Source organism: Aquamicrobium ahrensii (genome assembly GCF_040545755.1).
In the GTDB taxonomy this organism is placed as follows: Bacteria; Pseudomonadota; Alphaproteobacteria; order Rhizobiales; family Rhizobiaceae; genus Mesorhizobium; species Mesorhizobium ahrensii.
On the sequence record NZ_JBEPMN010000014.1, the window covers coordinates 76,591 to 95,656 of the forward strand.

Sequence of the window (19,066 nt, forward strand, 5' to 3'; positions counted from 1 at the left end):
CATGCGCGTAGCCATCATCGATTACGGGTCGGGCAATCTGCGCTCGGCGACCAGGGCCTTCGAGCGCGCGGCGCGTGACAACGGTATTGTGGCGGACATCGAGCTGACGGCGGATGCGGAGCGCGTGCGCAGCGCCGACCGCATCGTGCTGCCGGGCGTCGGGGCCTATGCCGATTGCGCCGCCGGCTTGCGCGCCGTTGACGGCATGTGGGAGGCGGTGCAGGAAACCGCCATTGTCCGTGGCAAGCCGTTTCTGGGCATCTGCGTCGGCATGCAGCTCATGTCCGGACGGGGGCTGGAAAAGACGGTCACGCAAGGCTTCGGCTGGATCGCCGGGGATGTGAAGGAAATTACGCCGTCCGATCCTTCGCTGAAAATTCCGCAGATCGGCTGGAATACGATCGAGGTGACGCGCGATCATCCGGTTTTTGCCGGAATCCCGACCGGCCCGGACGGGCTGCACGCCTATTTCGTCCATTCCTACCATCTGGATGCGCACAAGCCGGAGCAGGTTATCGCCGTGGCCGACTATGGCGGGCCGGTGACGGCCGCCGTGGCGCGCGACAATCTCGTTGGCACCCAGTTCCATCCCGAAAAAAGCCAGACGCTGGGTCTCGCCCTCATCGCCAACTTCCTGAGGTGGAAGCCATGATCCTTTTCCCCGCCATCGACCTCAAGGACGGCCAGTGCGTGCGCCTCCGGCTCGGCGACATGGATCAGGCGACCGTCTACAATGACGATCCCGCCGCGCAGGCGCGCGCCTTCGAGGCGCAGGGGTTCGAGTGGCTGCATGTCGTCGATCTCAACGGCGCTTTCGAGGGGCAGAGCGTCAACGGCGCGGCCGTCGAGGCGATCCTCAAGGCGACGAAGAATCCGGTGCAGCTCGGCGGCGGCATTCGCAGCATAGCGCATATCGAAAGCTGGCTGGACAAGGGGCTGGCCCGCGTCATCCTCGGCACGGTCGCGGTGCGCGAGCCTGAACTGGTGAAGCAAGCCTGCAAGGCGTTCCCCGGCAGGATCGCGGTCGGCATCGATGCGCGCGGCGGCAAGGTGGCGGTCGAGGGCTGGGCGGAAGCTTCCGAACTCGGAGTCATCGAACTGGCGAAGAAGTTCGAGGGGGCGGGCGTGGCGGCCATCATCTACACCGACATCGACCGTGACGGCGTTCTGGCCGGCATCAACTGGAACTCGACCATCGATCTGGCCGAGGCGGTGTCGATCCCGGTGATCGCGTCCGGCGGGCTCGCTTCCATCGCCGATATCGTGCGCATGACCATGCCCGACGCGGCAAAGCTTGAAGGAGCGATTTCCGGTCGCGCGCTCTATGACGGGCGCATCGATCCGGCCGAGGCGCTTTCCATATTGCGCGAGGCGCGCGCGGGCCGGGCCGTGCAATGAAGCTCGCGGTCATCCTGGCGCCTTATGACAGCGGCCATTACCAGTCCGGTTTCGGCCTGGGCCCGGAGGCGCTGATCACGGGGGGGCTGGTCGAGGCGCTGACGCTGGCGGGCCACGATGTCGATGTCGCGGACATCGGCAAGGTCGGCGGCGACCAGCCGCGTGAGATCGCGACGGGCTTTGCCGTCTGCCGTGAAGTCGCGGCAAGGGTGGACGCCGCGCTGGAGGATGGCCGTTTCCCGGTCGTGCTGTCGGGCAATTGCCTCACCACGGTCGGCGCGGTGGCGGGTGAACAGGCCGATTCCATCATCTGGTTCGATCAGCATGGCGACATCAACACGCCGGAAACCTCCGTTCACGGCTTTCTCGACGGTATGGCGCTGGCGACCGTGCTTGGCTTGTGCTGGGAGCCGATCGCACACACGATTCCCGGCTTCCGGGAGGTCGACCCGGCCCGTTGCCTGCTGGTCGATGCGCGCGACCTCGACGACGACGAGCGCAAGCTGCTCGACGGGTTGCCGGTGCTGCGCGCCAGTTGCGCGAGCGCGGCGGAGCAGGCGGGCAGGTTGCAGGCGGCTGGCGCGGTGCGCACACATCTCCACATAGATCTGGACGTGATCGATCCCGACATATTGCAGGTCAACCGCTACACGACTCCCGGCGGGCCGGGGCCGGAGGAACTGGGACGAATCGTGTGCGCCATCGCCCGTTCCATGCCGATCACCGGCGTGACGCTTTCGGCTTATGATCCGGCTTTCGACCCGCAGGGGGATGTGCCCCCGGTGGCCGGGCATCTGCTTACCGATCTGCTCGCGGCGCTTGAGCGAATCTGATGGACAAGGACGTTTGCGCATGACCCTCAAGGCCCGTGTCATCCCCTGCCTCGACGTCAAGGACGGCCGTGTGGTCAAAGGCGTCAATTTTGTCGATCTGGTCGATGCCGGCGATCCGGTCGAAGCCGCGCGTGCCTATGACGCCGCCGGCGCGGACGAGCTTTGCTTCCTCGACATCACCGCTTCCTCTAACAACCGCGAGACCATTTTCGACGTGGTGGCGCGCACTGCCGAACACTGCTTCATGCCGCTGACGGTGGGCGGCGGCGTGCGGCAGGTGGCCGATATCCGCAAGCTGCTGCTGGCCGGGGCTGACAAGGTGTCGATCAACACGGCGGCGGTGAAGAACCCGGATTTCGTGGCGGAAGCCGCCGACAAGTTCGGCAACCAGTGTATCGTCGTGGCCATCGACGCCAAGAAGGTGAGCGGCGCGGGCGAGGCGGATCGCTGGGAAATCTTCACCCATGGCGGCCGTGAGAAGACCGGCATAGACGCAATCGCGTTCGCGCAAAGGGTGGTGGATCTCGGGGCCGGCGAGATCCTGCTCACCTCGATGGATCGCGACGGCACCAAGGCAGGCTACGACATCGCTCTGACGCGCGCCGTGGCGGATGCGGTGCGTGCGCCGGTCATCGCTTCCGGCGGCGTCGGCAATCTCGACCATATGGTCGAAGGCATACGCGACGGCCATGCGACGGCGGTGCTTGCAGCCTCGATCTTCCATTTCGGCACCTATTCCATCGCCGAGGCGAAGGCGCATATGGCGGCGGCGGGCATCGAGGTTCGACTCGACTCCGGCCCTGATCGGCACTAAACGGCGGCATGGCCAGTTTCTCGCTCTCCGACCTGGAAGCAACGATCCGCGAGCGGGCGCGCTCGGGCGATCCCGATTCCTGGACTGCAAAGCTGTTCGCCACAGGTATGGACAAGGCCGCCCAGAAGCTGGGTGAAGAGGCTGTCGAAACGGTCATCGCCGCGGTCAAGGGCGATACGAAAGCCGTCATTTCGGAAAGTGCGGATCTTCTTTATCATTGGCTTGTCGTGCTCGCGATCGCGGGTGTCTCGCTGGAGGACGTGCTCGGCGAGCTCGAGCAGCGCACAGGCCGGTCGGGTGTCGCCGAAAAGGCATCCCGCAGCCAGCCGGGCTGACGCCCGAAGCCGAGGCAGGAGACGCGATGGATCAGCTTGCGCCGACCGCACAATATTCCCCTTACCTGTTCTTTTCGGCGCAAGAATGGTCGAAATTCAGGGCCGATACGCCACTGACCCTCACGGGGGACGAAATCAACCGGCTGCGCTCGCTCAACGATCCGGTGGATCTGGACGAGGTGCGCCGTATTTACCTGTCGATGTCGCGGCTGCTTTCCGCACATGTGGAGGCGATGCAGCTTCTGGCCGCGCAGCGGCGCGTGTTCTTCAACGGCAAGAGCGCGGCCAAGACCCCCTTCATCATCGGCATCGCCGGTTCGGTCGCGGTCGGCAAATCGACCACCGCACGCGTGCTGAAGGATCTTCTTGCCCGCTGGCCCTCCACCCCCAAGGTCGATCTCATCACGACAGACGGCTTCCTGCTGCCCAACGAGATGTTGCGCCGCGAGAACCTGATGGAGCGCAAGGGCTTTCCCGAAAGCTACGACGTAGGCGCGCTGCTGCGTTTCCTGTCGGCGATCAAGTCAGGCGAGAAGGACGTCAAGGCTCCGGTCTATTCGCACCTGACCTATGACGTCATTCCCGACACCTTCATCACGATCGACCGGCCCGACATCCTGATCTTCGAGGGACTCAACGTCCTGCAGCCGCGCCGCCTGCCGCCGGACGGCAAGTTCGTGCCGTTCCTCTCGGATTTCTTCGACTTCTCCATCTACATCGACGCCGATGAGAAGCTGATCCACGACTGGTACATCGCTCGCTTCATGCGGCTGCGCGATACGGCTTTCCGCAATCCGGATTCCTTCTTCCACCGTTATTCGCAGCTTTCGGAAGACGCCGCTCAGGCTATCGCCGAGGGTCTTTGGATGAACATCAACCTGAAGAACCTGCGCGAAAATATCCTGCCCACACGGCCGCGCGCCGATCTCATCCTGCGCAAGGGAGCCGACCACCTGATCGAGGAAGTGGCGCTTCGCAAGCTGTAGGCGCAACGCTCAGGCCGTCACGCGCCGCAGGGTCAGGTTGATGCGGCCGCCGTTCTTCAGAAGCGGCGAGGTCTGCGGGTAGATGCGATCGACGCCATGATAGGCAAGGCGGCTTTGTCCGCCCAGCACGAGAACGTCGCCGCTCGCCAGCCGCAGCGAAACGGTCGGCCCGTTCCGCTCCGTGGCCCCGATGCGGAAGCGGCAATCGTCCCCCAGTGACACAGACACGACAGGCGCGGAAAAATCCTGCTCGTCGCGATCCTGATGCAGGCTCATCCGGGCGTTCTCGTCGTAGAAATTGACGAGACAGGCCTGCGGCGGCTTTTCATGGCCGGAAACGTCGCGCCAGATCGAAAGCAGTATTTCGGGGATCGGCGGCCATGGCGCGCCGGTTGCCGGATGGGTGGGTTGGTAGCGGTAGCCGCGTTCCTTGTCGGTGACCCAGCCAAGCTCGCCGCAATTGGTCATGCGTACGCTCATTTCCTTGCCGGTGCGCGGCATGGCGGGCACGAAAAGCGGAGCGGCCTGCACCGCCTGCCGGATTTTCTCGACAAGCGCCGCCTGCTGTTGCGGCGACAGATAAAGCGGAAAATGGCGTACGCCTTCCGGCAGTGGTGACATGGCCCGATCCTGACCTCGTCTTTATGCGACCCCAAAAGCAGAACGGCGACCCGAAAGCCGCCGCTCCTTCAGGAAACGCTCAGATTTCAGCCTTCGAGATCGGGAATGCGCAGCACCTGGCCGGGATAGATCTTGTCGGGGTGCGTCAGCATCGGCTTGTTGGCTTCAAAGATGACGGTGTATTTCGAAGCCTTGCCCTTGCCGTAATGGGCCTCGGCGATCTTGGAAAGATTGTCGCCCTTCTTGACGGTGTAGAACACGGCTTCCTTGACCGTCGCGTCCGGCGTCGAGACCGTCAGCTCGTCGGCCTGCACCTTGGAGACGCCCAACGTATTGCCGACTGCGATGATAGCCTTTTCGAGTGCGGACTGGTCCGCGACTTCGCCCTTCAGAACCGCCGTGTCGCCGTTGACCTCGATCTTGACGCCATCAGTGCCGAGCTTGTGCGAATCGAGCTCCTTCTTCAGCGCCTCCGCGTCAGGCGTTTCATCGTCGCCGAAGCCAAGCTTGGCGCCGACATTCTTTACGAAGTCGAAAATACCCATGGAGGTCTCCTTTTATTAAACCAACAATGTCTTCGCAGTCAGAGCGTCGGGCCGAACACTATCCGCGGTTTTTCGGATTGCTCCGATACTCAACCAAAATGTCGGAGCGTCCTTTGTGCGCCCGACAGGACGCATGGCGCTCTGATGAAGGAAAATGGAGGACAACGCGGCATTGTCAATCGCTGTCGACCCTGCCGCGCAATTTCTTCACCACGGCGCGCCCTGCCTTGGCCTTCAGCCGGCGCTCGACGGAGCCTTTGGTGGGCCGGGTCTTCTTGCGTGGCGGGGGCGGCGGCTCCGCCGCTTTGGCGATCAGCGCCACCAGCCGCTGGCGGGCGTCGGCGCGGTTCTGCTCCTGTGTGCGGAAGCGCGCCGCCTCGATGACGATCACGCCGTCCTTTGTGGCGCGCTGGCCTGCGAGCTTTATCGTGCGCTCCCGCACGCGCTGCGACAGGCCGCGCGCATTGGCGGCGTCGAACCGCAACTGAACGGCGGTGGCCACCTTGTTGACGTTCTGGCCGCCCGGTCCCGAGGCGCGGATGAACACTTCCTCAAGTTCGTCGGGATGGATGACGGCTTCCCAGCCGATGACGATGTTGTCCTCTGTGCCCATGACGCAGTCATGCGGTCTGATGAACGAAAAGAAAAGGCCCGATCGAAACCGGGCCTTTCCGTATCGGGATTGTCGAAGCCTTACTCCGCCGCTTCCTGCACGCGCGGAGCGGCGCTCCTGACCGTGGCGTCGACATGGCTCTCGAACTTGCCGAAGTTCTCGATGAACATGCCGACCAGCCTGGCGGCCTGCCTGTCGTAACCTTCCTTGTCGGCCCAGGTCGAGCGCGGATCGAGGATCGACTGGTCGACGCCAGGCGCCGAGACCGGCACCTCGAAGCCGAAATTCGGGTCGGTGCGGAACGCGACCTGCTTCAGCGAGCCGTCGAGGGCGGCGGTCAGCAGGGCGCGGGTCGCCCTGATCGGCATGCGGTGGCCCACGCCATAAGCGCCGCCGGTCCAGCCGGTGTTGACCAGCCAGCAATCGACGCCGTGCCCGGCGATCAGCTCGCGCAGCAGGTTACCGTATTCCGATGGATGGCGCGGCATGAACGGCGCGCCGAAGCAGGTGGAGAAGGTCGCTTCCGGCTCGGTGACGCCACGCTCGGTCCCGGCCACCTTGGCGGTGTAGCCAGACAGGAAGTGATACATGGCCTGCGCAGGCGTCAGTTTCGCAATCGGCGGCATGACGCCGAAGGCGTCGGCCGTCAGCATGATGATGTTCTTCGGATGGCTGGCGCGCCCGGTCGTGCTGGCGTTCGGGATGAAATCGAGCGGATAGGCGCAGCGCGTGTTCTCGGTGCGCGAACCGTCGTCGAAGTCGGGCACGCGCTTGTCGTCGAGGACGACGTTTTCCAGCACCGTGCCGAAGCGGCGGGTGGTGGCGAAGATTTCCGGCTCGGCCTCGGCCGAGAGACGGATGGTCTTGGCGTAGCAGCCGCCCTCGAAGTTGAAGATGCCGTCCGGGCCCCAGCCGTGCTCGTCGTCGCCGATGAGAGTGCGGCTGGGATCGGCCGAAAGCGTGGTCTTGCCAGTGCCGGAAAGGCCGAAGAACACGGCCGCGTCGCCGTCCGGTCCTTCATTGGCCGAGCAGTGCATCGGCATGACGCCCTTGGCGGGCAGGATGTAGTTGAGAGCCGTAAACACCGACTTCTTCATCTCGCCTGCATATTGCGTGCCGCCGATCAGCACGATCTTGCGGGCCAGGTCGACGGCGATCAGGGTCTCGCTGCGGCCGCCGTGTCGAGCGTTGTCGGCGCGGAAGGAGGGCAGGTCGATGATTGTCATTTCCGGCACGAAATCGGCGATTTCCTCATCGGTGAGGCGGATCAGCAGATTGCGGATGAACAGCGAGTGCCATGCGAACTCGGTGACGACGCGGGTCGGCAGGGAAAGCGAACGGTCGGCGCCGCCGATCAGATCCTGCACGAACAGGTCCTTGCCGGCCGCGTGCTTCAGGAAATCGGCGTAGAGCGCATCGAACTGCGCCCGCGTCATGGGGTTGTTGTTGTCCCACCAGACTTCAGCTTCCGTGCTTTCGTCACGAACGACGAACTTGTCCCTGGGCGAGCGGCCCGTGTACTGCCCGGTATCCGCAAGCAGCGCGCCATGCGCGGTGAGGCGGGCCTCGCCGCGGCGGACCGCCTCCTCGCAAAGCTCGGCCGGGCCGAGATTGTAATGCACCTTTCCGGAGGTGCGAAGGCCGAGCGCATCGAGCCCGAGTACAGGATTGCGTTTGCCGATTTCCGACATGGAAGTCCTTTCAATATACGCAGATGCGAAGAGCATAAGGCCGCCACCACCGAGGCCTTTCCCGCTCAGAAACAGAAAATCCAAATAATATCAAATAATTAATCGATTTAAAAATTTTGAAAGTTGTTTAAATCGTTTAGATATGTGTAAAACCGTAACGGTGCGCCAGGGTGTGGGCGGCCTGTACCGATTTTTGCCGGCTGCAAACCTGAATGGCGGCACGGCGTGGTTGAATGAACGCGCCACATTTTGTACCTAATTTGTCCTGCACAAGCCCTTCTGCTTTGAGAAGGGACAGCCGCCCATGAGGGAGCCGCTCGAAATGGCAACGATCGCGCTTGTCGACGACGACCGCAACATCCTGACCTCGGTTTCCATCGCCCTGGAATCCGAGGGCTACCGGGTCGAGACTTATACGGACGGCGCTTCGGCGCTGGAGGGGCTCGCCGCCCGTCCGCCGAACCTCGCCATTCTGGACATCAAGATGCCGCGCATGGACGGCATGGAGCTGCTGCGCCGCCTGCGCCAGAAAACCGATCTGCCCGTCATTTTCCTGACTTCGAAGGACGACGAGATCGATGAGCTGTTCGGCCTCAAGATGGGCGCCGACGACTTCATCCGCAAACCGTTCTCGCAGCGGCTGCTCGTCGAACGCGTCAAGGCCGTGCTGCGCCGCGCCGGCGCGCGCGAAACCGCCGCGAAATCTCCCAACCAGCAGACCCGCTCGCTGGAACGCGGCCAGCTTGTCATGGATCAGGAGCGTCACACCTGCACCTGGAAGGGGCAGCCGGTGACGCTGACCGTGACCGAGTTCCTCATCCTGCACTCGCTGGCGCAACGGCCCGGCGTCGTCAAGAGCCGCGACGCGCTGATGGATTCGGCTTATGATGAGCAGGTCTATGTGGACGACCGGACCATCGACAGCCACATCAAGCGGCTGCGCAAGAAGTTCAAGGCGGTGGACGACGACTTCGACATGATCGAGACGCTGTACGGTGTCGGCTACCGCTTCAAGGAAGCGTAACACCGCAATGGGGGCCGCAGGGCCATGGCCATGGAAGTACAACTGAAGAAGACGGCCGGCACAGCAAGGCGGCCGGCCCGTCGTCTTTCGGTTCTGTCGCGGGTGACGGTGCCGATCCGCCGCTTTCTCGGCCACCACTTTTTCTCAAGCCTCACAAGGCGCATCCTGTTCGTCAATCTGGCGGGCCTCGCCGTCATGGTGACGGGTATCCTCTACCTCAACACCTTCCGCGACGGTCTCATCGACGCGCGCGTTGAAAGCCTGATGACGCAGGGCGAGATCATCGCCGGGGCCATCGCCTCTTCGGCCACGATCGAGACCGATTCGATCAGCATCGATCCCGAGAAACTGCTGGAGCTACAGGCGGGCGAGAGCCTCGCGCCGGGCTCCGACCAGCTCGACAATCTCGATTTCCCGATCAATCCGGAGCGTGTCGCCCCCCTGCTGCGCCGGCTGATCTCGCCCACCAAGGTCCGCGCCCGCGTCTACGACCGAGACACCGTGCTGTTGCTCGATTCGCGCCGGCTCTATTCGCGCGGCCAGATTCTGCGCTACGACCTGCCGCCGGTGGATGAAGACGAGCCGAATATCCTGGAGCGGGCGGAGAAGTTCGTCTTCGACCTGTTCCGCAACCGCGACCTGCCGGTCTACCATGAGCAGCCGGGCGGCAACGGGGCGGCTTATCCCGAGGTGATGAAGGCTTTGACCGGAAGCCCCTCAACCATCGTGCGTATTTCCGAGAAGGGTGAGCAGGTGGTGTCGGTCGCCGTTCCGATCCAGCGCTTCCGCGCCGTGCTGGGCGTGCTGATGCTGTCCACGGAAGGCGATATCGACAAGATCGTCGCGGCCGAGCGCAAGGCGATCCTGCGCGTGTTCGCCATCGCTGCGATGGTCACGGCGCTGATGTCGCTGCTTCTGGCCTCCACCATCGCCAATCCCCTGCGCCGGCTGGCGGCGGCGGCGGTTCGCGTGCGGCGCGGCGTCAAGAACCGCGAGGAGATTCCCGATTTCTCCGACCGTCAGGACGAGATCGGCAATCTCTCGGTAGCGGTGCGCGACATGACCAACGCGCTTTATGCGCGCATCGAAGCCATTGAAAGTTTCGCCGCCGACGTCAGCCACGAACTGAAGAACCCGCTGACCTCGTTGCGCAGCGCGGTGGAGACGCTGCCGCTGGCCAGGAGCGAGGCGTCGCGCGAGCGGCTGCTGGAAGTGATCCAGCATGACGTGCGCCGTCTCGACCGGCTGATAACCGATATCTCCGATGCTTCCCGCCTCGACGCCGAACTCGCCCGCGAGGATGCGGGCAGCGTGGACCTGAAGAAGTTCATCACCGATCTCGTCGCGGTGTCGCGCGAGGCTTCCCGCCACAAGAAGCCGGTCGACATCCAGCTTCACGTCGCCGGGCTGCCGCAGGGCGCGAAAGGTTATCGCGTCAGCGGCCATGAGTTGCGGCTGGGCCAGGTGATCACCAACCTGATCGAGAATGCACGTTCCTTCGTGCCGGATGAACATGGCGTCATCTCCATATCTCTGGAGCGGGCCGGCAATTCGAACATCATCACCATCGATGACAATGGGCCGGGCATTCGCGCCGATGCGTTCGAGCGCATTTTCGAGCGCTTCTACACCGATCGTCCGTCGAGCGAGGCGTTCGGCCAGAATTCGGGCCTCGGCCTGTCGATCAGTCGCCAGATCATCGAGGCGCATGGCGGGACGCTGACGGCGGGGAACGTTCCCGGCGCCAAGCCGGGCGAGGTGAGGGGGGCGCGCTTCACCATCACCCTGCCGGTCGAACCGTGACCGCTTGGCACACGCCCGCGCCTGCCAATGTCCATGGTACGGCGGTTGTGCTGGGGGATCGCGGCGTCCTCATCACCGGTCCGTCCGGCTCCGGAAAAAGCACCCTGGCGCTGGCCCTGATCGAACGCTTCAGCCGGCAAGGACGCTTCGCGCGGCTGGTCGCCGACGATCAGCTTTTCGTGAACGACAAGGCCGGGCGGCTGGTGTGCCATGCGCCGCCTCCGATCTCCGGTCTGGTCGAGGTGCGGGGCCTTGGCCCGCGCGCGCTACGGGTGGAAACCGCCGCCGTGATCGACCTCGTCGCCCGTCTTGTCCCCGAAGACAGGCTGATGCGGGTGCAGGAAGAGGCCAGCGAGGTGATTGCCGGCTGCGCGATCCAACGGATCGATTTGCCCGCCCGAAACGTGATTTCCGCCTCCGGAATGCTTATATGCTGGTTGAAAATGCCGCCATTTGATGCAGTTTGATGCTGCGCTGCGGCAAAATGGTCCGCCACGGCGCACTTTAGGGCTTGTCAACGCGCCGCGTCTCGACAAGATAGCGCACCCATGCCGCCGGGGTGGCGAGTATAAAAAGCGCTTGTGAAGGGGCCATGACGGGAGCCATCCAACGATGATCGGACTCGTGCTCGTCACGCACGGTCGACTGGCCGAAGAGTTCCGCTATGCACTGGAACATGTGGTCGGTCCTCAGGACCATGTCGCGACGGTGTCGATAGGCGCCGATGACGATATGGAGCAGCGTCGCCGCGATATCGTCGAGGCGGTGGCCGACGTGGACACCGGAACCGGTGTGATCGTGCTTACCGACATGTTTGGCGGCACGCCCTCCAATCTCGCCATTTCGGTCATGGAGGCCGGGCGCACCGAGGTGATCGCCGGCATGAACCTGCCGATGCTGATCAAGCTGTCGAGCGTGCGCAAGAACGACGACATGGATGCTGCGCTGGAGGAGGCTCAGGCCGCCGGCCGCAAATACATCAATGTCGCAAGCCAGCTTCTGGCCAGCAAATGAGCACGGGTCTGGATAATAGGGAAGAGCTCGCGCGTGACGTCGAAATCGTCAACCAGCGCGGCCTGCATGCCCGCGCCTCGGCCAAATTCGTGCAGATGGTCAGCGGCTTCGACGCCGAGATCGCCGTTGAGAAGGACGGCATGCGCGTCGGCGGCACCTCGATCATGGGCCTGATGATGCTGGCGGCGAGCCCCGGCTGTTCGGTGCGCGTGATTGCCAGAGGTCCCGAAGCGGGTCCCGCGCTCGATGCGCTGGCGGACCTGATCTCCAATCGTTTCGGCGAAGAGGTCTAGATCGGGCTTGCCGCCCGTCTTGCCCATCAAGGCTCCAGTTCGACATCCCAGTAGAGAAAGTCCATCCAGCTTTCGTGCAGATGGTTGGGCGGAAAGAGTCGGCCGTTGTTGTGAAGGTCCTGGACGGTGGGGCGGTAGGGCTTCTGCTGCGGCCACATTCTGGCTTGCGAAGGCAGCATTCCCCCTTTGCGCAGGTTACAGGGGGAGCAGGCGGCGACTATGTTCTCCCACGTCGTCGTGCCGCCACAACGACGTGGGATGACGTGGTCGAAAGTAAGATCTTCGGCCGTGTTGCAATACTGGCAACGAAAACGGTCGCGCAGGAACACGTTGAAGCGGGTGAAGGCCGGATAGCGCGACGGCTTCACGTAGGTCTTGAGGCTCACCACGCTGGGCAGCTTCATCGAGAAACTGGGCGATGAAATGGCCTGCTCATACTCGGCGACGATGTTGACGCGATCCAGGAACACGGCCTTGATGGCGTCCTGCCACGACCACAGCGACAGGGGATAGTAGCTGAGCGGGCGATAATCCGCGTTCAGCACCAGTGCGGGAAGCCCATCCGGAGATACGGCGACCGTCACCTGTCCAACCTCCTTTGCCCTGTCCATGCTTTGGATGTCGCGGATAGTGTACGCCTCCCATGACAGTCATGTGAAGCGGATTATGCGTTCGCAAACCCCTCAAACATGCGTGTTTGAAGCGGTTTTTTGCACTCTCAGGCTGATGGGGCGGCCTCACGGCCCCGCAATTCGCGATAGTAGGCCCAGAACAGGCGTGCAGCGACGCCCCGCCATGGGCGCCATGATTCGGCCAGCCCGAGAAGCGCCTTTTCGCCGGGGCGCGGGTCGATGGCCAGCGCATGGCCGACAGCGGTTTGCAGGGCGACATCGCGGGCGGGAAAAATGTCGGGATGGCCGGCGGCGAAAAGCAGATAGCAGTCCGCGGTCCATGTGCCGACGCCGGGAATGGCGGTGAGCCGCCCATGCGCTTCGCCCGCATCGAGCAGGCACAGGCCGTGGAGGTCGAGCCCTTCCGCCACGGCCTGTGCGGCTGCGAGCAGGCCGCGCTGTTTGGGGCGCGACAAGCCGGCCGTGCGGAAAACGCTTTCGTGCGCCTCCAGAACGGCCTGCGGCGTGAGCGGATCGAGCAGCGTGGTCAGCCGGCCATATATCGCGTCGGCGCTGGCGCGCGACACCTGCTGGGATACGAGGATGGAGGCGAGGCTGGCGAAACCGGGTTCCGACAGACGTAGCGGAACCTCGCCCGCCGCCGCCCGAACGGCCGCGAGCCGGTGATCGAGAACGCAAAGCGCCTCAAGGCCAAGCGCGATATGGTCACTCGTTTCGATGCGTTGCATAGGATGCCGTTGATGCGCCTCCGGCGAGGATGGCTTGTGTCTGTTGATGGCCGAGAGTAGCAATCGCCGCAAGAGCCGAACAACCCGATTGCCGCCACAGGATGACAGGACCGACATTCCGCTTCGCGCCGAGCCCCAATGGCGAACTGCATCTGGGCCACGCCTTTTCGGCACTGCTCAACAGGGATCTGGCGAAGATCCAAGACGGCCGGCTGCTTTTGCGCATCGAGGACATCGACCTGACACGCTGCACGCCTGAATATGAGGCCAGCATCCGTGCGGATCTGCGCTGGCTCGGCATTGCGTGGGAGGAGCCCGTCCGGCGTCAGTCCGAACATTTCAGCGAATATGAACAGGCTTTGGCGCGCCTTGTCCGGGAGGAACTCGTCTATCCGGCCTTCATGAGCCGGGGCGAGATCAGGGCGCACATCGCCGCGCAGCCGGAAGGCGGTCGCAACTGGCCGCGCGACCCGGATGGCGCGCCGCTATACCCGGGCCTCGACAGGATGCTCGGCGGCAGGGAAAGGCGGCGGCGGATGGAAGCCGGCCAGCCCTTCGCGTGGCGGCTGGATGTGGGAGGGGCGCTGGCGCGGGTCGGGCGACCTCTGTCATGGCGGGAATATCAGGATGACGGCCTTACGCAGGTCGGCGCTGTCGATGCCGATCCTGAAGCCTGGGGCGACGTCATCCTGGCGCGGCGCGAAATCCCGACCAGCTATCACCTGTCGGTGGTGGTCGACGACGCCTTGCAGGGCGTGACGCATGTGGTGCGGGGCAGGGACCTTTATCACGCCACCGCCATCCAGCGGCTTCTGCAGGAATTGCTCGGCCTGCCGTCGCTTCACTATCGGCACCACCGCCTGCTCCTCGATCCCGATGGGCGCAAGCTGTCGAAGAGCCTGAGAGCTACGGGGCTCGCGGCGCTGCGCAGCGATGGAAAGACGCCCGACGACGTCAGGCGTCTCGCAGGCCTGTGAGACGCATGGTCCATTGGTTTTTCTTTGCCTGACAAGGCTTGCGCCGCTAAGGCGTGCGGCAAGCGTGCCGGCTTGACCGGCTGAAAGGTTTGCGATGAAGCGCCTCATTCCTCCGCTGTTCGTCGTGTTGTGGGCGACGGGTTTCATCGGCGCGCGCTATGCCATGCCGTGGTCGGAACCGTTCATCTTTCTTGGCGCTCGTTTCGTCTTCGCGGCGATCATCTTCGCTCTGCTGATCGTGTTTCTGGGAGCGCGCAAGCTGTCGGGCCGCACGGCGCTGCACGTCGCCGGCGCCGGCGCGCTGATGCATGGCGTTTATCTGAGCGGCGTATTCTGGGCGATTTACGAGGGGATGCCTGTGGGGCTGACGGCGCTGGTGGCCGGGCTCCAGCCGCTGATCACGGCGGTTATGGCGGGGCAGTTCCTTGGCGAGAAAATCCAGCCAAGGCATTGGCTGGGACTCGGCATCGGGCTGGTCGGCGTGATCACCGTGTTGTGGCCGAAGCTCGGGGTGGCCGGCAGCGGCATCACCGTTGCGACGCTTGCAGCGTCGGTGCTGTCGGTGCTCGCCATCAGCGCCGGCACCATCTGGCAGAAGCGTCACGGCTCGGGCGGCGATCTGGTGACCGGGACCTTCTGGCAATATATCGGCGGTGCGGCTGTCGCCGTGACGGCTTCGCTGCTGTTCGAAACACGCACCGTCATGCTCAACGGGGAACTCGTCTTCGCCATGGCGTGGCTGGTTCTGGTGCTGTCGGTCGGTGCGATCTTCCTGTTGATGATCCTCATCCGCGACGGCGAGATGTCGAAGGTCGGCTCGCTGTTCTATCTGGTGCCGGCGGTGACCGCCCTGATGGCCTGGGCCCTGTTCGGCGAGAGCCTGACGCCCGTGCAGATTGCCGGCATGGCGACCACCACCCTCGGCGTCGGGCTGGCGACCGCCCGCTCGCGGGGATATCAGGCGCCGACCCGGGCGCGCGCCTCCAGATAGCGGTTGATGGCCGCGTTCAACTCACCGCCGAGAATGAAGATCGCTGAGACGATGTAGAGGAAGACCACGGCGATCATGATCGACGCCAGACCTGCATAGGTCGAGGCGTATGATGAAAAATTGTCGATATAGGTGGCGAACACGATCGATCCGACGAACCAGGCGACCAGCGTGAAGGCGATGCCGGGCAGGATGGACAGGAAGGTGCGCCGGCCGGCGGGCAGCCAGACATGCACGGCGATAAGACCGCCGATGATGACCGTGGCGGCGACCGTGTAGCGCCAGAAGGTGATGGTGCCCATGTAGGGGCTGATCCATTCGAACCTCGCCTCGGCAAGGCGCGCGAGCAGAGGCGCGAACACGAGAAGCACGCTTATCGCGAAGAAGACGGCGGATCCGATCAGCACGAAGATCAGGCTTTGCACCCGGCGGTAGATGATGCCCCGGTTCTCCAACACCCGATAGGCGCGGTTGAGAGAGGTGCGTAGCGCCTCGATGCCGTTGGAGGCGAAAAAGGCGGCCAGAAGCACGCCATAGGTGAGCAGGTCCGTGCGCTGGACGGTCAGCACGTTGAGAACCTCGTTGGCGATAGGCTTGGCGATCTGCTCCGGCCACGTGTCGAAGACCAGATGCACCGCTGTGTCTGCAAAGGCCTGCGCGCCGAGGAAGGAAGCCAGCGTCGTGGCGAAGATCAGGAACGGGAACAGCGCCATCAGCGCGGAGATGGCCAGATGACTGGCCATGGCCCATCCGTCGTCATTGTTGAAATGTCCGAGCGCGTCATAGAGAACACGTTTGACGGCTGCGATCCTGCGTAGCAATGGCATGTCCCACGATTGAATCGAAGCCGCGAATATGGGAAGGGTTGACCCCGAAAGACAAGCCCCGGGGAAGAATGGCCGGTCCCGCAACACAGTTACCCACCATCATCGTCACCGGGGCGTCGTCTGGCATCGGTGCGCATTGCGCGCGGGCGCTCAAGACCGATGGCTGGCGGGTGTTCGCCACGGCGCGCAAGCCCGCAGACATCGCGGTGCTGGAGCAGGAGGGCTTCGAGGCCTTCTATCTCGACTATCGCGAACCGGAATCGATCGAGGCGCTGGTGTCGGCCGTGATGGAACGCACTGGCGGACGGCTGGACGCGCTCTACAACAATGGCGCGCATGCGCAGGCCGGGGCGGTCGAGGATCTGCCGGTGGAGGCGTTGCGAGAACAGTTCGAGGCCAATGTCTTCGGCTGGCACGATCTCACCCGCCGCGTGCTGCCGGCGATGCGCGCGCAGGGGCATGGCCGGCTGGTGCATTGCTCGTCCATTCTGGGTCTGATGCCGGCTCGCTTGCGCGGGGCCTATTGCGCTTCCAAATATGCGGTGGAGGGCCTGATGCTGGCGCTGCGGCAGGAGCTGGAGGGCAGCGGCATCCATGTCTCGCTGATCGAGCCGGGACCGGTGACCTCCAATATTCACAAGAACGGCATGACCTGGTTCCTGAAGCATGTCGACTATGGCAATTCACACTATCGCGACGATTACCGGGCTCAACTTTCGCAGGTTCGCAACGCCGGCGAGAAGGTGAGGGCCGACCCGCAGGTCGTCTACAAGGCGCTCAGACATGCTCTTGTGTCGCGGAGTCCCCGGCCGCATTATGTGGTGACGGCGCCCGCCAGGATCGGTGTGCTGATGAAGCGTCTGCTGCCGGCCGACATGCTTTATCGAATTCTCTCGAAAGCGGCCTGACCGACACCGCCCGACACAGAAACCGGACACTTTCCCATGACAACCGTCTTCAATATCATCGCCGTCATCTTCATGTTTGCTGTGGTCGTGGTCCTTGTCCGCGGCCTCATCAACATGATGCGCGGCGGTTCGGGCAATACGTCCAACAAGCTGATGCAGGCACGCGTCATCCTGCAATTCGTGGCGTTGGTTTTCCTGCTTCTCGCCGTCTATTTCGCCGGCAGGTAGCATTTTGCGGAGCATGGCATGGTCAGGCTGAACAAGATCTACACCCGCACCGGCGACGGCGGTTCGACAGGGCTGGGCAGCGGCGAGCGGCGGCTGAAATGCGACCAGCGGGTGGAAGCTTACGGGGCCGTCGACGAGGCGAACGCCTGCATCGGCATGGCTCGCGTCCATACCACAGCCTGCCGTCCGGACATCGACGCCATGCTCGGCCGCATCCAGAACGATCTGTTCGATCTCGGGGCCGATCTGTCGACGCCCGACACCGGCAGGAAGCTCGATTATGAGCCATTGCGCATCATCGCATCGCAGGTGGCGCGCGTGGAGCAGGACATCGATCTCCTGAACAAGGATCTTCAGCCCTTGCGCTCCTTCGTGCTGAACGGCGGCACGCCGGCGGCTGCGGCGCTGCACCTGGCGCGCACGGTGGCCCGCCGGGCCGAGCGCGAGATGGTGGCGCTGACGCAGATCGAAGGCGAGCACGTCAATCCCGAAGGCGTTCGTTACATCAACCGCGTGTCCGACCTGCTGTTCGTCGCCGCAAGGGCGGTCAATGACAACGGAAACGCCGATGTGCTATGGGTTCCGGGCAAGAACCGCTGAATCCGCGGCTGCAGGAGTCCTATGTTCATTCCGCTGCATGACACGAACCGTCTGCACTACATCAGGTTTCCCTACGTCACGATCGGGTTGATCGCGTTCAATATCCTCGCCTACTGCATGACCACTGTGGGCGGGGAGGATTTTTCCAACGCGGCCATGCTCGGCTTGGGCTTCATCCCCTCCGTGGTCTACAACCATGCCGAGCTTGCGCCGCAGTTCGTGGTGGTGCCGGAGCGCTGGAGCTACCTCACCTATTCATTCCTGCATCTCGATATCCTGCACCTTGGCGGCAACATGCTGTTCCTGTGGGTGTTTGGAGACAATGTCGAGGACGCCATGGGGCATTTGCGCTTCCTCGCCTTCTATCTGCTGAGTGCGGCGGCCGGCGCTCTCGTGCACGGGCTGGTGGCGCCGGAATCGCAGGCGCCGCTGATCGGGGCCTCCGGCGCCGTGGCCGGCGTCGTGGCCGCCTATCTCCTGCTTTATCCGCGCAACAAGCTCTGGATACTCGCCTTCGCCCGCATACCGCTGCGTGTGCCGGCCTGGTGGGCGCTGGCGGCGTGGATCGCCTTGCAGTTCGTCATGTTCCTTGGCATGTCCGAAGATCAGATTTCGTGGGCCTGCCACGTTGGCGGCGTTCTCGCAGGCGCCGCCATGGTTCTGGTTTTCAAGCGTCGGAGCGTACCCCTGCTTGCTCCGGCGGAAGCTGTCGCCGATGGCGCGACGCCCGTTGCGGCCGATGATGCGCGCGTTGCTGGAGCCAGGCCGGCTCCACGCTGGGGAAGACAGTAGAGCTGCGGCATTTCAACCGATTTGTTTGAATTGCGCATATTGACGGGTCCGGAGGCCCAAACTACGGTTCCGGCCGCCTGCGGAAGCCCTCCCGCCACTACAGGTCGCCGAATAGCGGTACATTGGCGCTGGAATGTCGGCTTTGGACAAATTTGACAGGGAAAGCGCTGTTATTGCGCTCCCGATGACATCTCGAGAGGTGAGTGCAACATGAAAGTTCTCGTGCCCGTCAAGCGGGTTGTTGATGCGAATGTCAAGGTTCGCGTGAAGGCCGACGGCAGCGGCGTTGAGCTTGCCAATGTTAAGATGGCGATGAATCCGTTTGACGAGATTGCGGTTGAGGAGGCGATCCGGCTGAAGGAGGCGGGCAAGGTCGAGGAGATCGTTGTTGTCTCGGTCGGGCCGAGCCAGGC

25 protein-coding genes are annotated in these 19,066 nt (G+C 63.6%); 18 read left to right on the forward strand and 7 right to left on the reverse strand.

Annotated features, from left to right (window positions below):
• Position 1: 1 nt before the first annotated feature.
• From hisH to coaA, 6 genes are read left to right on the forward strand one after another with little or no spacing between them, the layout of a single operon-like run.
• Positions 2 to 652, forward strand: coding sequence for an imidazole glycerol phosphate synthase subunit HisH (gene hisH, locus ABID44_RS15400; protein WP_354152601.1), 651 nt, complete (start codon positions 2 to 4; stop codon positions 650 to 652).
• A complete protein-coding gene (gene hisA / locus ABID44_RS15405) occupies positions 649 to 1,398 on the forward strand; it encodes a 1-(5-phosphoribosyl)-5-[(5-phosphoribosylamino)methylideneamino]imidazole-4-carboxamide isomerase (protein WP_354152602.1) in 750 nt (249 codons plus the stop codon). The genes hisH and hisA overlap by 4 nt, the downstream gene beginning before the upstream one ends.
• A complete protein-coding gene (locus ABID44_RS15410) occupies positions 1,395 to 2,231 on the forward strand; it encodes an arginase family protein (RefSeq protein ID WP_354152603.1) in 837 nt (278 codons plus the stop codon). Before hisA ends, ABID44_RS15410 begins: the two co-directional genes overlap by 4 nt.
• A 19-nt stretch (positions 2,232 to 2,250) precedes the next feature.
• Positions 2,251 to 3,045 (forward strand): imidazole glycerol phosphate synthase subunit HisF, encoded by a 795-nt coding sequence (gene hisF / locus ABID44_RS15415; RefSeq protein ID WP_354152604.1) that lies wholly within the window; start codon positions 2,251 to 2,253, stop codon positions 3,043 to 3,045.
• Positions 3,046 to 3,053: 8 nt separating this feature from the next.
• Positions 3,054 to 3,380 carry a phosphoribosyl-ATP diphosphatase gene (locus tag ABID44_RS15420; RefSeq protein ID WP_354152605.1) on the forward strand — a complete coding sequence of 109 codons (327 nt, stop codon included), beginning with the start codon at positions 3,054 to 3,056 and terminating at the stop codon, positions 3,378 to 3,380.
• Between the two features lie 26 nt (positions 3,381 to 3,406).
• On the forward strand, positions 3,407 to 4,366 hold the full coding sequence (gene coaA / locus ABID44_RS15425) for a type I pantothenate kinase (protein ID WP_354152606.1): 960 nt from the start codon (positions 3,407 to 3,409) through the stop codon (positions 4,364 to 4,366).
• A 9-nt stretch (positions 4,367 to 4,375) separates the two neighbouring features.
• Here coaA and ABID44_RS15430 read toward each other — a convergent pair whose 3' ends face one another.
• From ABID44_RS15430 to ABID44_RS15445, 4 genes are all read right to left on the reverse strand, one after another.
• Positions 4,376 to 4,987 (reverse strand): alpha-ketoglutarate-dependent dioxygenase AlkB family protein, encoded by a 612-nt coding sequence (locus ABID44_RS15430; protein WP_354152607.1) that lies wholly within the window; start codon positions 4,985 to 4,987, stop codon positions 4,376 to 4,378.
• A gap of 86 nt (positions 4,988 to 5,073) precedes the next feature.
• Positions 5,074 to 5,532 carry a peptidoglycan-binding protein LysM gene (gene lysM / locus ABID44_RS15435; protein WP_354152608.1) on the reverse strand — a complete coding sequence of 153 codons (459 nt, stop codon included), beginning with the start codon at positions 5,530 to 5,532 and terminating at the stop codon, positions 5,074 to 5,076.
• A 175-nt stretch (positions 5,533 to 5,707) separates the two neighbouring features.
• On the reverse strand, positions 5,708 to 6,145 hold the full coding sequence (arfB, locus tag ABID44_RS15440) for an alternative ribosome rescue aminoacyl-tRNA hydrolase ArfB (protein WP_354152609.1): 438 nt from the start codon (positions 6,143 to 6,145) through the stop codon (positions 5,708 to 5,710).
• 80 nt (positions 6,146 to 6,225) lie between these two features.
• Positions 6,226 to 7,836, reverse strand: coding sequence for a phosphoenolpyruvate carboxykinase (locus ABID44_RS15445; RefSeq protein WP_354152610.1), 1,611 nt, complete (start codon positions 7,834 to 7,836; stop codon positions 6,226 to 6,228).
• Positions 7,837 to 8,158: 322 nt separating this feature from the next.
• Between ABID44_RS15445 and ABID44_RS15450 the strand changes: the two genes are divergently transcribed.
• From ABID44_RS15450 to ABID44_RS15470, 5 genes are all read left to right on the forward strand, one after another.
• A complete protein-coding gene (locus ABID44_RS15450; protein WP_035027225.1) occupies positions 8,159 to 8,860 on the forward strand; it encodes a response regulator transcription factor in 702 nt (233 codons plus the stop codon).
• Positions 8,861 to 8,890: 30 nt separating this feature from the next.
• The gene (locus tag ABID44_RS15455; RefSeq protein WP_378226642.1) at positions 8,891 to 10,663 is read left to right on the forward strand and encodes a sensor histidine kinase; all 1,773 of its coding nucleotides are present in this window, start codon (positions 8,891 to 8,893) and stop codon (positions 10,661 to 10,663) included.
• Entirely contained in the window at positions 10,660 to 11,130 is a 471-nt protein-coding gene (locus ABID44_RS15460) for an HPr kinase/phosphorylase (RefSeq protein ID WP_354152612.1), read from the forward strand. The genes ABID44_RS15455 and ABID44_RS15460 overlap by 4 nt, the downstream gene beginning before the upstream one ends.
• Before the next feature lie 145 nt (positions 11,131 to 11,275).
• Positions 11,276 to 11,677: a PTS sugar transporter subunit IIA gene (locus ABID44_RS15465; RefSeq protein ID WP_035027144.1), complete on the forward strand. Its 402-nt coding sequence runs from the start codon at positions 11,276 to 11,278 to the stop codon at positions 11,675 to 11,677.
• A complete protein-coding gene (locus ABID44_RS15470) occupies positions 11,674 to 11,970 on the forward strand; it encodes an HPr family phosphocarrier protein (protein WP_354152613.1) in 297 nt (98 codons plus the stop codon). The genes ABID44_RS15465 and ABID44_RS15470 overlap by 4 nt, the downstream gene beginning before the upstream one ends.
• Before the next feature lie 26 nt (positions 11,971 to 11,996).
• Here ABID44_RS15470 and ABID44_RS15475 read toward each other — a convergent pair whose 3' ends face one another.
• Together ABID44_RS15475 and ABID44_RS15480 are read right to left on the reverse strand one after the other, a co-directional pair.
• Positions 11,997 to 12,554: an HNH endonuclease gene (locus tag ABID44_RS15475; RefSeq protein WP_354152623.1), complete on the reverse strand. Its 558-nt coding sequence runs from the start codon at positions 12,552 to 12,554 to the stop codon at positions 11,997 to 11,999.
• A 134-nt stretch (positions 12,555 to 12,688) separates the two neighbouring features.
• Positions 12,689 to 13,330 carry a DNA-3-methyladenine glycosylase family protein gene (locus tag ABID44_RS15480; RefSeq protein WP_354152614.1) on the reverse strand — a complete coding sequence of 214 codons (642 nt, stop codon included), beginning with the start codon at positions 13,328 to 13,330 and terminating at the stop codon, positions 12,689 to 12,691.
• Positions 13,331 to 13,431: 101 nt separating this feature from the next.
• Between ABID44_RS15480 and gluQRS the strand changes: the two genes are divergently transcribed.
• Together gluQRS and ABID44_RS15490 are read left to right on the forward strand one after the other, a co-directional pair.
• Positions 13,432 to 14,307, forward strand: coding sequence for a tRNA glutamyl-Q(34) synthetase GluQRS (gene gluQRS / locus ABID44_RS15485; RefSeq protein ID WP_354152615.1), 876 nt, complete (start codon positions 13,432 to 13,434; stop codon positions 14,305 to 14,307).
• A 94-nt stretch (positions 14,308 to 14,401) separates the two neighbouring features.
• On the forward strand, positions 14,402 to 15,298 hold the full coding sequence (locus ABID44_RS15490; RefSeq protein WP_354152616.1) for a DMT family transporter: 897 nt from the start codon (positions 14,402 to 14,404) through the stop codon (positions 15,296 to 15,298).
• Here ABID44_RS15490 and ABID44_RS15495 read toward each other — a convergent pair.
• Positions 15,265 to 16,125 (reverse strand): YihY/virulence factor BrkB family protein, encoded by an 861-nt coding sequence (locus ABID44_RS15495; RefSeq protein WP_354152617.1) that lies wholly within the window; start codon positions 16,123 to 16,125, stop codon positions 15,265 to 15,267. The two genes, ABID44_RS15490 and ABID44_RS15495, sit on opposite strands and share 34 nt — an antisense overlap.
• Before the next feature lie 68 nt (positions 16,126 to 16,193).
• Here ABID44_RS15495 and ABID44_RS15500 point away from each other — a divergent pair, with 68 nt between their 5' ends.
• The 5 genes from ABID44_RS15500 to ABID44_RS15520 all read left to right on the forward strand — a co-directional run.
• Complete coding sequence (locus tag ABID44_RS15500; RefSeq protein ID WP_354152618.1) at positions 16,194 to 17,033, forward strand: SDR family oxidoreductase; 840 nt, start codon at positions 16,194 to 16,196, stop codon at positions 17,031 to 17,033.
• Between the two features lie 36 nt (positions 17,034 to 17,069).
• Positions 17,070 to 17,261 (forward strand): twin transmembrane helix small protein, encoded by a 192-nt coding sequence (locus ABID44_RS15505; protein WP_354152619.1) that lies wholly within the window; start codon positions 17,070 to 17,072, stop codon positions 17,259 to 17,261.
• An 18-nt stretch (positions 17,262 to 17,279) separates the two neighbouring features.
• The gene (locus ABID44_RS15510; RefSeq protein ID WP_354152620.1) at positions 17,280 to 17,861 is read left to right on the forward strand and encodes a cob(I)yrinic acid a,c-diamide adenosyltransferase; all 582 of its coding nucleotides are present in this window, start codon (positions 17,280 to 17,282) and stop codon (positions 17,859 to 17,861) included.
• A gap of 21 nt (positions 17,862 to 17,882) precedes the next feature.
• On the forward strand, positions 17,883 to 18,653 hold the full coding sequence (locus tag ABID44_RS15515) for a rhomboid family intramembrane serine protease (RefSeq protein WP_354152621.1): 771 nt from the start codon (positions 17,883 to 17,885) through the stop codon (positions 18,651 to 18,653).
• A gap of 210 nt (positions 18,654 to 18,863) precedes the next feature.
• Positions 18,864 to 19,066, forward strand: a 203-nt coding sequence (locus ABID44_RS15520; protein ID WP_435521462.1) for an electron transfer flavoprotein subunit beta/FixA family protein, incomplete at its 3' end; no start/stop codon positions are given.

Coding starts and splice junctions, on each gene's coding strand:
- hisH (WP_354152601.1), top strand. CDS start 2: ATGCGCGTAGCCATCATCGATTACGGGTCGGGCAATCTGCGCTCGGCG.
- hisA (WP_354152602.1), top strand. CDS start 649: ATGATCCTTTTCCCCGCCATCGACCTCAAGGACGGCCAGTGCGTGCGC.
- ABID44_RS15410 (WP_354152603.1), top strand. CDS start 1,395: ATGAAGCTCGCGGTCATCCTGGCGCCTTATGACAGCGGCCATTACCAG.
- hisF (WP_354152604.1), top strand. CDS start 2,251: ATGACCCTCAAGGCCCGTGTCATCCCCTGCCTCGACGTCAAGGACGGC.
- ABID44_RS15420 (WP_354152605.1), top strand. CDS start 3,054: ATGGCCAGTTTCTCGCTCTCCGACCTGGAAGCAACGATCCGCGAGCGG.
- coaA (WP_354152606.1), top strand. CDS start 3,407: ATGGATCAGCTTGCGCCGACCGCACAATATTCCCCTTACCTGTTCTTT.
- ABID44_RS15430 (WP_354152607.1), bottom strand. CDS start 4,987: ATGTCACCACTGCCGGAAGGCGTACGCCATTTTCCGCTTTATCTGTCG.
- lysM (WP_354152608.1), bottom strand. CDS start 5,532: ATGGGTATTTTCGACTTCGTAAAGAATGTCGGCGCCAAGCTTGGCTTC.
- arfB (WP_354152609.1), bottom strand. CDS start 6,145: ATGGGCACAGAGGACAACATCGTCATCGGCTGGGAAGCCGTCATCCAT.
- ABID44_RS15445 (WP_354152610.1), bottom strand. CDS start 7,836: ATGTCGGAAATCGGCAAACGCAATCCTGTACTCGGGCTCGATGCGCTC.
- ABID44_RS15450 (WP_035027225.1), top strand. CDS start 8,159: ATGGCAACGATCGCGCTTGTCGACGACGACCGCAACATCCTGACCTCG.
- ABID44_RS15455 (WP_378226642.1), top strand. CDS start 8,891: ATGGAAGTACAACTGAAGAAGACGGCCGGCACAGCAAGGCGGCCGGCC.
- ABID44_RS15465 (WP_035027144.1), top strand. CDS start 11,276: ATGATCGGACTCGTGCTCGTCACGCACGGTCGACTGGCCGAAGAGTTC.
- ABID44_RS15470 (WP_354152613.1), top strand. CDS start 11,674: ATGAGCACGGGTCTGGATAATAGGGAAGAGCTCGCGCGTGACGTCGAA.
- ABID44_RS15480 (WP_354152614.1), bottom strand. CDS start 13,330: ATGCAACGCATCGAAACGAGTGACCATATCGCGCTTGGCCTTGAGGCG.
- gluQRS (WP_354152615.1), top strand. CDS start 13,432: ATGACAGGACCGACATTCCGCTTCGCGCCGAGCCCCAATGGCGAACTG.
- ABID44_RS15490 (WP_354152616.1), top strand. CDS start 14,402: ATGAAGCGCCTCATTCCTCCGCTGTTCGTCGTGTTGTGGGCGACGGGT.
- ABID44_RS15495 (WP_354152617.1), bottom strand. CDS start 16,125: ATGCCATTGCTACGCAGGATCGCAGCCGTCAAACGTGTTCTCTATGAC.
- ABID44_RS15500 (WP_354152618.1), top strand. CDS start 16,194: ATGGCCGGTCCCGCAACACAGTTACCCACCATCATCGTCACCGGGGCG.
- ABID44_RS15505 (WP_354152619.1), top strand. CDS start 17,070: ATGACAACCGTCTTCAATATCATCGCCGTCATCTTCATGTTTGCTGTG.
- ABID44_RS15510 (WP_354152620.1), top strand. CDS start 17,280: ATGGTCAGGCTGAACAAGATCTACACCCGCACCGGCGACGGCGGTTCG.
- ABID44_RS15515 (WP_354152621.1), top strand. CDS start 17,883: ATGTTCATTCCGCTGCATGACACGAACCGTCTGCACTACATCAGGTTT.